Annotated in this window: 13 protein-coding genes and 1 pseudogene; 4 read left to right on the forward strand and 10 right to left on the reverse strand. The window is 69.3% G+C overall.

Translation table 11 applies throughout. The features are described from left to right. The first annotated feature begins 43 nt into the window (after window positions 1–43). Window positions 44–961: an FkbM family methyltransferase gene (locus tag AB0P06_RS00800; RefSeq protein WP_363604005.1), complete on the forward strand. Its 918-nt coding sequence runs from the start codon at window positions 44–46 to the stop codon at window positions 959–961. A 56-nt stretch (window positions 962–1,017) separates the two neighbouring features. Beyond that, on the forward strand, window positions 1,018–1,494 hold the full coding sequence (locus tag AB0P06_RS00805) for an NUDIX hydrolase (RefSeq protein WP_363604007.1): 477 nt from the start codon (window positions 1,018–1,020) through the stop codon (window positions 1,492–1,494). A gap of 278 nt (window positions 1,495–1,772) precedes the next feature. Here the strand turns inward: AB0P06_RS00805 and AB0P06_RS00810 are convergent. The 3 genes and pseudogenes from AB0P06_RS00810 to AB0P06_RS00820 form a co-directional block, all read right to left on the reverse strand. Continuing rightward, a pseudogene (locus AB0P06_RS00810) lies at window positions 1,773–2,102 on the reverse strand (mobilization protein); the annotation flags it as partial. A gap of 26 nt (window positions 2,103–2,128) precedes the next feature. Beyond that, entirely contained in the window at window positions 2,129–2,929 is an 801-nt protein-coding gene (locus AB0P06_RS00815) for an HNH endonuclease signature motif containing protein (protein WP_363604008.1), read from the reverse strand. A 417-nt stretch (window positions 2,930–3,346) separates the two neighbouring features. Then, complete coding sequence (locus AB0P06_RS00820; RefSeq protein WP_363604010.1) at window positions 3,347–3,811, reverse strand: hypothetical protein; 465 nt, start codon at window positions 3,809–3,811, stop codon at window positions 3,347–3,349. A 173-nt stretch (window positions 3,812–3,984) separates the two neighbouring features. Here AB0P06_RS00820 and AB0P06_RS00825 point away from each other — a divergent pair, with 173 nt between their 5' ends. Then, entirely contained in the window at window positions 3,985–4,182 is a 198-nt protein-coding gene (locus AB0P06_RS00825; protein WP_363604011.1) for a hypothetical protein, read from the forward strand. A 267-nt stretch (window positions 4,183–4,449) separates the two neighbouring features. After that, window positions 4,450–5,901, forward strand: a complete 1,452-nt coding sequence (locus tag AB0P06_RS00830; RefSeq protein ID WP_363604013.1) for a hypothetical protein — start codon at window positions 4,450–4,452, stop codon at window positions 5,899–5,901. A 142-nt stretch (window positions 5,902–6,043) separates the two neighbouring features. Here AB0P06_RS00830 and AB0P06_RS00835 read toward each other — a convergent pair whose 3' ends face one another. From AB0P06_RS00835 to AB0P06_RS00865, 7 genes are all read right to left on the reverse strand, one after another. After that, complete coding sequence (locus AB0P06_RS00835) at window positions 6,044–6,181, reverse strand: hypothetical protein (RefSeq protein WP_363604015.1); 138 nt, start codon at window positions 6,179–6,181, stop codon at window positions 6,044–6,046. An 8-nt stretch (window positions 6,182–6,189) separates the two neighbouring features. Further along, window positions 6,190–7,224 carry a UDP-N-acetylmuramate dehydrogenase gene (locus tag AB0P06_RS00840; RefSeq protein ID WP_363604017.1) on the reverse strand — a complete coding sequence of 345 codons (1,035 nt, stop codon included), beginning with the start codon at window positions 7,222–7,224 and terminating at the stop codon, window positions 6,190–6,192. Window positions 7,225–7,235: 11 nt separating this feature from the next. After that, window positions 7,236–8,279 (reverse strand): serine hydrolase domain-containing protein, encoded by a 1,044-nt coding sequence (locus AB0P06_RS00845; protein WP_363604019.1) that lies wholly within the window; start codon window positions 8,277–8,279, stop codon window positions 7,236–7,238. 2 nt (window positions 8,280–8,281) lie between these two features. Next, window positions 8,282–9,586, reverse strand: a complete 1,305-nt coding sequence (locus AB0P06_RS00850) for a UDP-N-acetylglucosamine 1-carboxyvinyltransferase (RefSeq protein WP_363604020.1) — start codon at window positions 9,584–9,586, stop codon at window positions 8,282–8,284. Window positions 9,587–9,588: 2 nt separating this feature from the next. Further along, the gene (locus tag AB0P06_RS00855; RefSeq protein ID WP_363604021.1) at window positions 9,589–10,329 is read right to left on the reverse strand and encodes a hypothetical protein; all 741 of its coding nucleotides are present in this window, start codon (window positions 10,327–10,329) and stop codon (window positions 9,589–9,591) included. A gap of 68 nt (window positions 10,330–10,397) precedes the next feature. Then, window positions 10,398–10,604 carry a hypothetical protein gene (locus AB0P06_RS00860; protein WP_363604023.1) on the reverse strand — a complete coding sequence of 69 codons (207 nt, stop codon included), beginning with the start codon at window positions 10,602–10,604 and terminating at the stop codon, window positions 10,398–10,400. A 104-nt stretch (window positions 10,605–10,708) separates the two neighbouring features. Continuing rightward, window positions 10,709–12,088: a helix-turn-helix domain-containing protein gene (locus AB0P06_RS00865; RefSeq protein ID WP_363604024.1), complete on the reverse strand. Its 1,380-nt coding sequence runs from the start codon at window positions 12,086–12,088 to the stop codon at window positions 10,709–10,711. Window positions 12,089–12,447: the final 359 nt, after the last annotated feature.

Here is a 12,447-nt window from a genome sequence, read left to right on the forward strand (position 1 = left end):
CCGCGAGCCCGATTGGCCTGCCACCGCCCGAAGGAGCCGCTCCGTGTCCGCCGCCCTCCTCGCCCGCGCGCTGCGGGCCTACGTCCGCCACGCACCGACAACCGTGGGCAAGGCGCAGCTCGTCGGCCGCTTCCTCGACGAGCACCTGCGAACCCACCCGGTCCACACCACCGTCCGGCTTATCTCCGGCGACCTGGTGACCGTCGCCACCAGCGACGTCATCCAGCGCTACCAGTACCTCTTCGGCGAGTGGGAGCCGAACCTGAGCGCCTTCCTGCGCGACCGCCTCCGGCCCGGGGACACCTTCATCGACGTCGGGGCCCACCGCGGGGCCTTCAGCCTCCTGGCCTCCCACGCCGTCGGCCCACAGGGCCGCGTCGTCGCCATCGAGCCCTCCCCCCGGTTCCACGACGACCTGACCGCAGCCGCCACCGCCAACCGCCGCACCAACATTCGGGCCGTGTGCGCGGCTGCCTCCGACGCCCACGGCACGCTGACCCTGTACCTGGAGGACCCCGCGAACCTCGGCCACACCATCGCCGTGCGTCCCCGTCACGTCCACACGGCCTTCCAGACAACCACCGCGCCCCTGGCCGAGCTGGTCAGCCGGGCCGAACTCGCCGGCGCCCGCATCATCAAGATCGACGTCGAAGGCGCCGAGGCGGCTGCGATCCGAGGACTGATGCCAGCACTCCCGCACCTGCGCGAGGATGTGGAATTCGTCGTGGAAGTCACCCCTGGACTCCTGGCGAAACAGGGCGAGAGCGCCGTCGGCATCATCGAGGCCCTGCGCGGGCACGGCTTCCACACGTACACGCTCGCCAACGACTACGACGCGGCCAGCTACCTCCTGGCCATGCGCCGGCCGAAGCCGCCCGTCCGGTGCGCCGACATCCCGAAGCGCATGACCGACCTGGTCTTCTCCCGCACCGATGCCGACCGCCTCGCGCTCGGGCGTTGACCAGTACCCGAGCGTTCCACTGACATCCTCCGGCACGCTGACAAGGAGTGGATACCGTGACGAACACCAGCGTGATGAACAGCCGCAACGCGGTGTGCGTGATCGTCCACGACAAGGACAACGACACGATCGCCGCCGTGCTCTACGGAGCCCGGAACTGGTCCCCGCAGCCGTCCTGGACCGTCCCTGGTGGCAAGGCCGAGCCCGGCGAGGCCCTCGACGAGGCCGCGGCCCGAGAACTCAAGGAGGAGACCGGCCTGCTCGTCGACCCGGCCGACCTCGTCCTTGTCCACGTCATCCACGTCGCGCAGGGCTGGGACCAGGCCGGGCACTTCGTCCTCTTCGTTTTCGCCGCCGACAGGTGGACCGGTGAACTGACCAACACCGAGCCGGACAAGCACCTGGCTGCCCAGTGGGTCACCGCGAACCGTCTTCCCGAGCCCGCCTTCCCGACCGCCACGCAGGCCCTGGCCGCCTACTGGGACGGAGGCCCCGCCTTCTCCCGCTTCGGCTGGTCGGCCACCACGGAGTGACAGGCGGGTGCAAGGGCGACTGCCGCAAGCTGGACCTCCGTCTTCGGCTGGCTGTCAAGTGCTGGGGACGTCACCATCGTTCAAGTTGGTCACGGCCTCGGTTGCACTCGGCAGGCCGGGCTTCGCTGTTCAGTGTCTGAACAGGACGGCCGTTCAGAGTCTGAACGGCGCGGTCGTTCAGTTTCTGAACCAGAATCGCCGTTCACTTGGTGAACACGGCCACCGTTCACCGAGTGAACAGCGGGCCCGTTCACTCAGTGAACGGCGACATCGTGGGTTCAGCGGGTAGGGCGGGGCGCCGTTCCGGTAGGTGCGGTGGGCAGTGAGGTCGCGCCGGTGATCGTGGGTTGTGAGGCGAGCACGGCTGTGGCGGACGAGCGGAGGCGCGCGGCTTCGGCGACGGGGTTGGGTGCGGGGTTGCGGCTGGTGTGCTGGATGCGGCCGAGGAGGACCTTGGCGGGCAGGCGGGCGGTTGTGAGTTCGCGCCGTGCGGCGGCCTCGGTGAGGAGCTGACCGGGGTGGTGGCCCAGGGCCTTGGCGTCGGCAAGGGCGGTGGCGAGGGCGGGCCAGTTGGGGTCGGCGAGGATCCGGGTGGCGTGGTCGGGGACGGGGTCAAGATAGATCGTTCGCTCAGTCATGCGCTCTGCTTCTCGTCAGGCGTTCCCGCACTCGGTGGCTCATCGGGATACGGCCTGCCGCTCCCGTCCGTGATCGTGGCGTGCGAAGCTGGCTGGACCTCAACGCGGAGCATGGGCCAGGGCGTGCCCTCCTGACCGGAGCCATCGATCAAGAGCATGTGGCGTACGAAGGCGCCCACCAGGAAGTTGCGCTCGTCGAGCTTGCTCAGGTAGCTCTGCAACCCCTTCTCGGCGTCGCGGTTCTCGCGCACACTATGAAGCTCAGCTGCGATGTCGCAGTAGTCCTGGACCGCGTCCAGGAACTCCAGAATGAGGTCTTCATCCTCCTCGGGGAGACCGTCTGGCAGCGCGTACTCGAAGGTGACGCTGGACTTGATCATGTTCCACAGCGGGTTGCCGCGGGTGATCAGCTTCAGGATCCGAGGCTGGGGGAACTCTGGGTCGGGCACCAACTTCAGCCGGCCTGGCGTTGTCTCGCCGAGCGAGCGCATCCATGCGGCGTGCTTGGCCTTGATCTCGCACAGTCGATCCGCCGTGAAGTGGCCTGGCTGGTCATCGATTTGCTTGTGATGCTTGCTACACAGCAGGACCATGTTCGTATGGCTGTCGATGGATGCGTCGTCCAGCAAGCCGGCTCTCGGTCCGCCCTTCGAGCGGGCGACTATGTGGGCCTCCTCGCCGAAGACCGAGGGGTCGTCGCAGTCAGTCCCGGGTGTCACCACCTGCGCCCGGCAGATCGCGCACCTGCCGCCTGCTTCACACCAGATGATCTTGCGGGTCTTTTCGGACACGGCCATGGATTGCGCCCTGCCAGAGGAGCGGTGCCCAGCGGGCGCGAATGCGATGGCTCGGTCAGAGGGGCTGTCAGCCGAATGCGGTCGTGCACCCGCCCCATCCGGTGGATCCCGGCAACTGCAACCAAAACTGCAACCACGGAACGACGAGGGCCCCGACCGCGTTGCGGTCGGGGCCCTCGTTTGCCCAGTTGGGCAGAGGCGGAGGATACGAGATTCGAACTCGTGAGGGGTTGCCCCCAACACGCTTTCCAATTCTCCCGAACGCCGTCCGCCGGGGTTCACACCCGTCCTGACCTGCAGCGGAGCGAACCGCTGGGCGGCGGCTGAACCTGGCCGGACGGGGGTGAATGAGACCAAAACTGAGACCAGCTGGCTTTGCTCATCAGGCCCGACAATCCCTGCTCACGACGACTCTGGTCAGCTGGCTCCTGCCGCCTCCGCCATGAGGCGAGCCCGCTTCTCAGCACGCCGTTCGGCCTTCCAGCCGGGCAGGAACGCGGACAGAAGCGGGTCGCTTTCGATCATCTGCTGGGTTGACCGCATGCCTTCGTCGATGATCGTGTCCCACTTCTCCGTGGCGAACCTGACGCGGCAGGGCAAGTCCTTGATGATCTTCTCGTCGACGGTCAGGTAGTTCGACGCACGCTGCCCCCTGGCCGCAGGCACGTACGCATCGGCGCCAGCTTGGGCAGGAAGTAGCGAGATGAGGATGGCGTCCCCGTCCTCGGCGATCATTCGGGCAGCCTTGTAGGCTGCCGAGATCTCTGTCTTGGAGGGCTCCCGTTCGAGCATCTCGACCACGGTCCTGCGGATGCTCACCGTCGCCCGGCTGGCCAGCGCAGTTTGCAGGGCCTGGTGGAAGGTTGCCGTCATCGATGTCATAGCGGCGATTGTCACGGCGGGCTTGCCTGATGCCGTTCGTTTGAGGGCGGCCTCGGCGTGTGTTCCCCCGTACGGCAGACACGTCCACGCCCCCTGCCAGAGCCCGTGAACGCCACGGGGCACGTTCAGTTGAACCTCTCATCCCGAGACCTCAGCTGTGCGATGCTCCAGGCATGAAGAAGGAACCGGCCGGGTGCGACCACCCTCAGGGGGCCTCCGTAGGCCAGTACAACTGCTGGAAGGACGGCGAGACTGAGGTCCACTTCGAGGTCGAAGAGTGGCCGGAGTGGAAGACGCGGCGGCTCGCGGAAATCCTCTTCAGCGGTCTCGTCGAGCGCCCAGCCAACGAATCAGCTCCAGCGACCGAGTAGGCACGGTCGAAGGGTCATCAAGAACCCGTTCGAGCGGGTCGGCATCAGCGCAGGCAAGCTCGGGCAGGACTGGATCTACGACGAGGCCCAGGAAGCCGCCGACCCGGTTCGCCTCATGCGCGTCTTCGGCATCTGCAGCGCGACCGCCACGAGATCACGTGGCCGCCGCCCACCCGGACAAGAAGGTTGATCCAATCCAGGTGTGATCAACTGACAATCAGGTGAAATCCGGCGACGCCGACGCCATCCTGGACCTACCCTTCCGGCATGACAGAGAGTGAGTCGCTGCCAGCTGCCAGCGCTTCTGGAGAAGTCGTACGACGAGAGCCGCAAAACGCCCTTGACGGGCTCCGAGACTTCCAGGACCTGATCCTGACCCGGCTCGACGACCTGGGGTTGCCGACCGAGGACGTCCTGGTTGCCCTCAACCACCGGCTTGCCCTGCTGGCGACCACCGAGCACGCCCTGGCCGGCCTGAACGATGAACAGCGGGCGCGGTCGGCTTACATAGCCAAGATGATCATGGCGGGCTCCGTCGGGCTGTTCGATGCGGCGCTCAACTACCTCTGGGACGAGACGGTCATCGAGCTGCGGAAGCGCGTGATCGGCTACGACATCTCGTACTTCTATGCCGTCGCGGAGAAGAGCGAGAGCCGCCGCAAGGAGCTCAAGACAGCCGAGGACCTGGTCAAGCTCGACGACGCGAAGCTCCTCAGCGGGGCTCGGGAAATCGGGCTCATCAGCGACGTCGGCTATCACCAGGTCGACCACATCCGGTTCATGCGCAACTACGCCAGCGCGGCCCACCCCAACCAGGTCTCGCTGACGGGCCTCCAGCTCGCCGACTGGCTGGAGACGTGCATCCGCGAGGTGATCACGCTCCCGCACAACACCGTCGTCGCCGAGATCAAGAAGCTGCTGGTCAACGTCCAGGCTGACAGGCTGGACAGCAACTACCTGGCGCAGACAGCGGTCTTCTTCAAGGGGCTCCCCGGGGAGCAGGCCGACACCCTGACCATCGGACTCTTCGGGGTCTACACCACCATCGGCGGTGAGCCGCACACTCTCGACAACATCCGCGACCTCTGGCCGAAGCTCTGGCCCTACGTCTCTGAGGACACCCGGTTCTGGGTTGGCACCCGCCTCGCGCGCTTCCTGGCCAACGCCGACCAGGCCCAGGCCGTCCTCGCCCGCCAACTCATCGACCTTGTCCAGGGCGGAAGTTACCTGCCCGACGAGATCAAGGTCGCGGAGATGGCCGAGGCGGTCGAAGACCTGCTGAACGTGCACCTCGCCCGGGACAACTTCTACAACGAGCCCCGAGTGGCGCGACGCCTCGCTGAACTCGTCGGAGAACACGGGGCGGTTCCGGACAGCCTCGCGCGACAGTACGTCAAAACCCTGATAACGGTGTTCCTCACCAACGGCCACGGCGAGGCGTTCGCGGCCAACGAGATCTACCTGGACCTGATCAGCCGCTTCGACCCGGAGCAGGCATCGCTCGCCCTCCAAGCGTTCGCCGACGCCGAGATCTCAAGCCAGCTGCAGCGTCAGCTGTCCCAGAAGAAGTGGGACGAGCTCCTGAACGTTATCGACGTCAAGATCACGGGACGGCCCGAGCGCGAGCTCCTGCAGGCGGTCCGCGACTTCCCAGGCACCCCGGACAAGCTCCGCCTCGACTCCGGCATCAAGCGTCACCTCGCCGCGCTGCCGAGCTGAGAACCAAGTAGTCCTCACAGAGCGGCCACGAACACCCGCTGCAGGTTTCCGGTCAGAACAGACCTTCTGCGGCGGGTTCGTGGCTGTTCTGCTTCCGGATCCCGGGAACCCGTCGGTTTCTGTTGGCGGTGGCGCGGAAGCGCTATTCGGGGCGGAAACGGGCGTGCAGCGGCGGGTCGCCGGTGCCTCGGGCGAAGTGTCGACGCCTGCCGTCGCCGTGGCTGCTGAGGACGGTGCGGAGGGGCACGGTCTCGGCGGTCATGGAGGTCCCGGTTCCCACGGGACTCCTCATGCCCAGGCGCCGACCAACATCGGCTCGGGCCGGAGCTTGATCCCGGTTGCGATCTCGACCTGCGTCGAGAGCTCGGTGAGGGCCTGGGCAAAGCCCGCTGCGGTCGCTCTGTCGTGGGCGGTGAGGGTGAGGGTGCGGCGTTCCGAGCAGTGGATGCCGTCTGCGATCTTGTAGCCGGGGCGGTAGCCGATGTGTTCCAGGAGCCAGCCGGCGCTGGCCCGGAGTTGTCCGTCGCTGTCAGCGTGGACGGGGCACCCGGTGCCGGACAGGCGGGTGGCCTGGGTGGCGGTGACGGGCGGGTTGAGGAAGACCGATCCGGCCTGGCGGGCGGCAGGGCCGTGGGGGTCGAGGAGAAGTCCGCGGCGGTGGCGGTTGGCGAGAACGGCGGCCGTCACGTCGGCGACGGGCGGCCGGGTGCCGATGGAGGTGCCGAGTTCGTCCGCGAGCGGCTGGTAGGTGACGGGGGCGGCCGGTGAGCGGGTGAGGTGGAACGTCGCGGTGAGGATGGTCCAGCGGCCGGGGTTGCTCTTGAACCTGCTGTCACGGTGGCGCAGGCGGCATGCCTCGACGGGCAGGGTCCGCATGCGGCCCATCTCCCAGTCCCACACGGTCAGGTGGTGGAGGGTGTCGGAGATCTGCTGACCGTAGGCGCCGGCGTTCTGAACGGGGGCCGCCCCGGTGGTGCCGGGTATCCCGGCCAGGCACTCGATCCCGGCCAGGTGCTCGGCGGCGGCCCAGGCGGTGAGGTCGGTGAGCGGGTGTCCGGCCTGCACGGTGACGTCGATCGTGGTGTCGTCCACACGAGTGGCGGTGATGCCCCGGGTGTTCATGACCAGGACGGTGCCGGGGTGGCCGGCGTCGGAGGCGATGACGTTGCTGCCGTGGCCCAGCGCCACGGGGGCCTGCTCATGGCGCTGCCCGATCGTCCTGACGGCGTCGGCCCAGTCGGCGGGGGTGGAGATCGTCAGAACGTGCTCGGCGGGGCCCCCGAGTCGCAGGGTAGTGAGGGACGCGAACGTGGTGCTGGGCACGGTAGGCCCTCCTAGGGTTCGTCGGTGATCGCCTTGAGGGAGAGGGTCCGCAGCGGGGCGAGGCGGGTGCGGTTGTCCTGGTGGTGGTAGACGGCGTTGGTGCAGATGGCCAGGTAGCGGCCGGTGGCCGGGGCGAGGTAGAGGCTGGTCCCGGTGAAGCCGTGGTGGTAGGCGAGCCTGCCCTCGTCGGCGAGGATCCAGGCCAGGCCACGGTCGAGGCCCGGCTCGATCTCGGCCTGCGGCTGCATGCTGTAGGCGAGCCAGCGGCCCAAGGGCCCGCCGGTGGCGTGCGAGGACAGCAGGTGGGTGGCGAAGACGGCGAGGTCGGCCGGGGTGGTGAACACCCCGGCGTGGCCGGCGACTCCGCCGAGCAGGGCGGCGTTGTCGTCGTGCGGCATCCCCCACAGCCGGGGCCCGCCGTTCAACCGCTGCTCGGTCGGGGCGACCTGAGCGGAGCGGGGCACCGGTCCGTAGGTCGTGCCGGTCATGCCGAGGTCCTGCCAGAGCTCGGCCGCCAGCTCGTCCAGGCGTCGGCAGCGGTAGTGGGCCAGGGCCAGGCCGAGGAGGATGAAGCCGCGGTTGATGTAGCGGTGACCTGCCCCGGGGTCGGCGATCAGCGGCTCTCCGCAGATCAGGTCGGCCAGCGGCTCGGGGCGGTTGCGGTACTGGTCGAGGCGGGTGTCGGCCCGCAGGCCGGAGGTGTGGGCCAGGATCTGGCCGACCGTCACCCGGCCGCCGGGCGCCTCGGCCGGGATGCCGGCCAGCAGTTCGCGGATCGTGGTGTCCAGGGTGAAGCCGTCCATGAGGGAGGTGCCGACCAGCGGCCAGGTGGCCAGGACCTTGGTCAGCGAGGCCACGTCGTACACCGTGTCCGGCCCCGGCCGGGCGTCGCCGCACTCGGGGGCGACGACGCCGGAGGCCAGGTAGCCAGGCTCGGTGTCGAAGGTGCCGTGGGCGATGACCCCGCCGGGCACGGTGCCGTCTGCGGTCATCAGGTCCAGGCACTCGCGCAGGTCGGCGAGCGCGTTCGGGGTCCACGGCACGGTGTTGGTCACGGCTACTCCTGGTCGATCGTCAGGTCGGCACCGAGCGCGGCCAACTTCGGCAGCAGGCTGCCGTATCCGCGCCGCAGGTGATACATCCCTCGGATCGTAGAGGTGCCCTCGGCGGCCAGGGCGGCGATCACGAGAGCGGTCACCGCCCGGATGTCCTCCCCGGCCACGTCGGCACCGGTGAGGGCGGACCGGCCCCGGACGGTGATCACCGAGCCGGTCGCGTTGACGGCGGCGCCGAACGCGGCCAGGGCCGACAGGTGGGTGTCGCGCTGGGTGTAGATCCGCTCGTCGATGCGGGAAGTGCCCTCGGCCTGGGTGAGGAAGGCGGTCAGCTGCGGCTGCACGTCGGTGGGAAAGCCGGGGTGCGGGCCGGTGGCCATCTGTACCGGCCGTGGCCCGGCCGGGGTGCTGACCGCCGTTCCGCCGTCCAGCGGGTCGAGCTGGATTCCGGCGTCGGCGAACACGGACACCAGCCCGTCCGGGAACGCGGTCGGCGGGAAGCCGTCCAGGTGGACGGTGCCGCCTGTGATGGCGGCGGCCAGCGCGAGGGTGGCGGCCTCCAGCCGGTCCGGCGGCACGGTGAATACCCCGCCCCGGATGCGGTCGGTGCCGGTGACGTTCAGGGCCGTCCGGCCTCGCCACTCGATGCCGACTCCGGCCTGCGAGAGCAGGGCTGCGGTGTGGGTGACCTCAGGTTCCACGCTGGGGTTGAGGATCGCGGAGGTGCCCGGGGTCCGGGCGGCCAGCAGCATCGCGGTGACCGTCGCGCCCAGGCTCGGCCCCCACGAGCGGGTCTCGGCGTCGGTGATGAACGGCAGCCGTTTGCCGGTGAAGCGGGCCCGTACCCGGCCCCGGTTCGCCTCGACCTCGGCCCCGGCGGCTTCCATCGCGGCCAGGTGTCGGTCGATGTAGCGGGCGCAGAAGGCGTCCCCGCCGGGGGTGGGGAAGGTGACCTTGCCGGCCCGGGCCAGCAGGGCGCCGCCCATCACTGCGGTAGTGCGGATGCGCCGTCCGAGGTCGTCCGGGATGACCGGGAAGTAGGAGTCGGCCGGTCGGGTGGCGAACTCGTCGCCGGTCACGGTGGCGCGGGTGCCGGTGCGGTGCAGGACGTCGGCGACGACCAGGGTGTCCAGGATCGCGGGTGCACCGACCAGGGTGAGCGGGGCGTCGGCGAGGATCGCGGCGGCGTACAGGTGCAGGGCGATGTTCTTGCTGCCCTGGACGGTGGCGGTACCAGCGAGGCGGCGGCCCCCGGTGATCCGCACGGCCCTCTCGTCGGTCGTCGTGGTGGTGTCGGTGCTGGGCATGGTCACCTTCCCTGGCTTCCGGCCGGGAAGAAGCCCCCGACCTGCGTCTTCGGGTAGAGCAGGGTGTGCGCGCCGATCAGGGTGGCGGGCTGGAGCACGGTGCCGGCGGGAACGATCACGCCGTCGCCGACCACCGCGCCGAACTTCGTCTGGCCAGTGGCGACGCGCCGGCCGTCGAGGTGAGCGCAGACCTCCTCGGTGGCCGGTTCGGTGACCGGTCCGGAGGTGACCCGCAGGCCGGTAGTGGAGACGAAAGCGCCGATGTTGACGCCGAGCCCGAGCACGGAGTCGCCGACGAAGCTGGTGTGCTTCATGAACACTCCGCCGGTCAGCAGGGAGCGGGTGACCTCGGCTCCGAAGCCGATGCGGCAGCCGGGGCCGACGACGGTGTTGTCACGTACCCGGGCGCCGGCCTCGATCACCGCGCCGGGGCAGACCAGCACCGGTCCGGTGACGAACGCGCCTTCGGCGACGACGGCCCCGGGCGCCACGATCACGTGGCCCCGGACGCTGGCGCCGGGCTCGATGATCCCGGTCGCCTCCGGCAGCGGGATGTCCAGGTTGCCGGCGAGCAGGTCGGTGATCGCCTTCTTAATGCCGAAGACGGTCGGGCAGCAGTTCAGCAGCTCCAGCACGACCGGGTCGGTGACGTGTTCGGTGTCGAAGTAGTACTCGGGGGTGGTGCGGTAGTCGATGCGCTGCAGCTCGGAGTGCAGTGCGGGCGCGTCGGTCAGCCGGTGCATGGCTGGATCTCCTCTCGGGCGAGCGAGTGGAAGTAAGGGGCGGGGCCGTCACGGCGGCCCCCAGGGCCTCAGGAGGCAGGAAGGTCGGGCACGGTCGCCGCCGCCTGGGGGTCGGCCTCGGCCGGGTGGTTGTGGACAGCCAGGCCGAGCAGGGCGAGCACGGGTAGGTGCAGGGCGGCCCAGGAGGCGGTGAGGAAGGTGCCGAGCCGGTCCTTGTTCGCCGGGGCGGCGTGCCGCCGGCTGGCGGGCGGCGGGGAGGTGCTGGGCGTTGGCATGGGAGGGCCTTCGGCAGCGGGGGGAGGAGTGGACGTTCCCCAGTGAACTGCCGAGCGGAAGTCTGGATCCGTAGCCGGACTACGGCCCGTAGTCCGGCTACGGGTCAGACGGTCTGAACGCCCGCTCGGGCGGCGAAGTCCCGTACGCCGGGCAGCTTGCGGTCGTGCCGGAGCAGAGGGGTGACGAGGTCACGGACGGCACCCCGGCGGATTTCCTGTGGGGCCGCCTCCTCGGCGGCCAGCAGAGCCCGGTAGCACTGTTCGGGCTTGTTCCACTGGTCGAACGCACGGGCCACATCGGTGAAGAAGCGGGCTTGCCGCTCGGCGGTCGGCAGCGCGGTGGGGTCGATCGTGGAGGCCAGCTCAATCGCCCGGCCAGCGTCGCCGAGCTCGTAATGCACCGACAACTCGTGCAGGGCGACGCCCTGGATGCCGTCGACCAGGCCGGAGGCCCGGCCGGCGGCTGCGGCGCTGTCGGCAGCCTCACGGATCAGCGAGTGCGCGTAGGCGCGGTCGCCGGTCTTTGCGGCGGTGTAGGCCGCGGTGGCGTACAGGTCGCCGCGGGCGGCCAGGCGGGCGGACTCGGACACCGTGGTGTCGGCCAGGAGGTCTTCGGCGGCGACCACCACGATGTCGGTTGCTCGGGCCAGGCTGCCCTGGCGGCGCCATGCGCTGGAGACCATCCGCTGTGCCTCGGCGACCACCAGCGGGTCGCCACCGGACCGGGCGGCGGTGAGCGCGCGGTCGGCGGTGATGGCCACCAGGTTGTTGTCACCGATCTTGATGCACAGTCGAACTGCGAGATTGTAGAGCCGGGCGACGTTACGAGCCCGGTCCTCGGTGCTGCCGACCATTTGGGCGGCAGCGATCCGGCTCGGCAGAGCCTCAGCGAGCGCGTCGTACTTGGCTGCCTTGAACTCGCGACGAGACGTCAGGAGGGAGGCAGCGACGGTCTCATGGGTTGGCTCGCTGCGGGGCACCGGAACCCGCCCTGTCCCGTAGAGCAGCAGGTCCTCCAGGCCGGCCAGCGGTGAGGCTGCCTCGGCGTGCGCGGCCTGCTGGCCGACGACCGGGGTGAACAGGGCGGCAGCCGCCAGGGTCAGGAACGGGCGGCGTCGCACATCGTCCTCCTCGGCAGCGGAACTGCTCGTCAGCGTAGCCGAGGTGGACTTGCGGGGGCGGGACCTCGGCCGGTCTGCGGCCGGTTGCGGTAAGGCCATCAGCTCGTTGAGCTCGCAGCTCAGTACCTCCGCGAGGCGCCGGAGCAGGGTCAGGTCTTTCACCTGCTGCAAGTCCCGTTCGACCAGCGACATCCAGACCTCGCTGCGGTCGAGCTCAGCGGCGAGGCGGAGCTGGGTCCACTCCATCTCGGCGCGACGGAGCGCGATGAACTTGCCGAACGTGATACCGCTGCCCCTCACGCTGGCCCCCGATACCGTGTCGAAGCCACTACGGATCGCTACCGTACCGATGGTCGGGGCCATGGTGTAGGGCTTTCGGTATCGAGCCAGCACGTCGCAGACCGGCTTGGGTCGGGCTGCGTTGCTGGTCCCTGAGGGTCATCCGCGCTGCCCTCTCACCCCTGGGCGAGGGCAGCGCCATCCGCTGCGAGGTGCAGGCGGGGTAAGGACTCCTTGCCTCACAACTTGCTCCGGCTTCCGGTGGACTGACCTCAGTTCGGAATGCGGGTGACCATTTGCAGGCCGGGCCAGTGGACGTTACGGCGTGCGGTGGAAGCTCGGCAATCTCCTCGATGGCACGGGGTTCACGACGGGGCGTACACGCGAGCCCCCTTCTAGAGGGGGGCTCGCGCGTGAACGCTGGGTCGCGTGGACGGCGTGTG

It is taken from the genome of Kitasatospora sp. NPDC088351 (genome assembly GCF_040685575.1).
Taxonomy (GTDB): Bacteria; Actinomycetota; Actinomycetes; order Streptomycetales; family Streptomycetaceae; genus Kitasatospora.

Coding starts and splice junctions, on each gene's coding strand:
- AB0P06_RS00815 (WP_363604008.1), bottom strand. CDS start 2,929: ATGGCCGTGTCCGAAAAGACCCGCAAGATCATCTGGTGTGAAGCAGGC.
- AB0P06_RS00820 (WP_363604010.1), bottom strand. CDS start 3,811: ATGACATCGATGACGGCAACCTTCCACCAGGCCCTGCAAACTGCGCTG.
- AB0P06_RS00825 (WP_363604011.1), top strand. CDS start 3,985: ATGAAGAAGGAACCGGCCGGGTGCGACCACCCTCAGGGGGCCTCCGTA.
- AB0P06_RS00830 (WP_363604013.1), top strand. CDS start 4,450: ATGACAGAGAGTGAGTCGCTGCCAGCTGCCAGCGCTTCTGGAGAAGTC.
- AB0P06_RS00850 (WP_363604020.1), bottom strand. CDS start 9,586: ATGCCCAGCACCGACACCACCACGACGACCGACGAGAGGGCCGTGCGG.
- AB0P06_RS00855 (WP_363604021.1), bottom strand. CDS start 10,329: ATGCACCGGCTGACCGACGCGCCCGCACTGCACTCCGAGCTGCAGCGC.
- AB0P06_RS00860 (WP_363604023.1), bottom strand. CDS start 10,604: ATGCCAACGCCCAGCACCTCCCCGCCGCCCGCCAGCCGGCGGCACGCC.
- AB0P06_RS00865 (WP_363604024.1), bottom strand. CDS start 12,088: ATGGCCCCGACCATCGGTACGGTAGCGATCCGTAGTGGCTTCGACACG.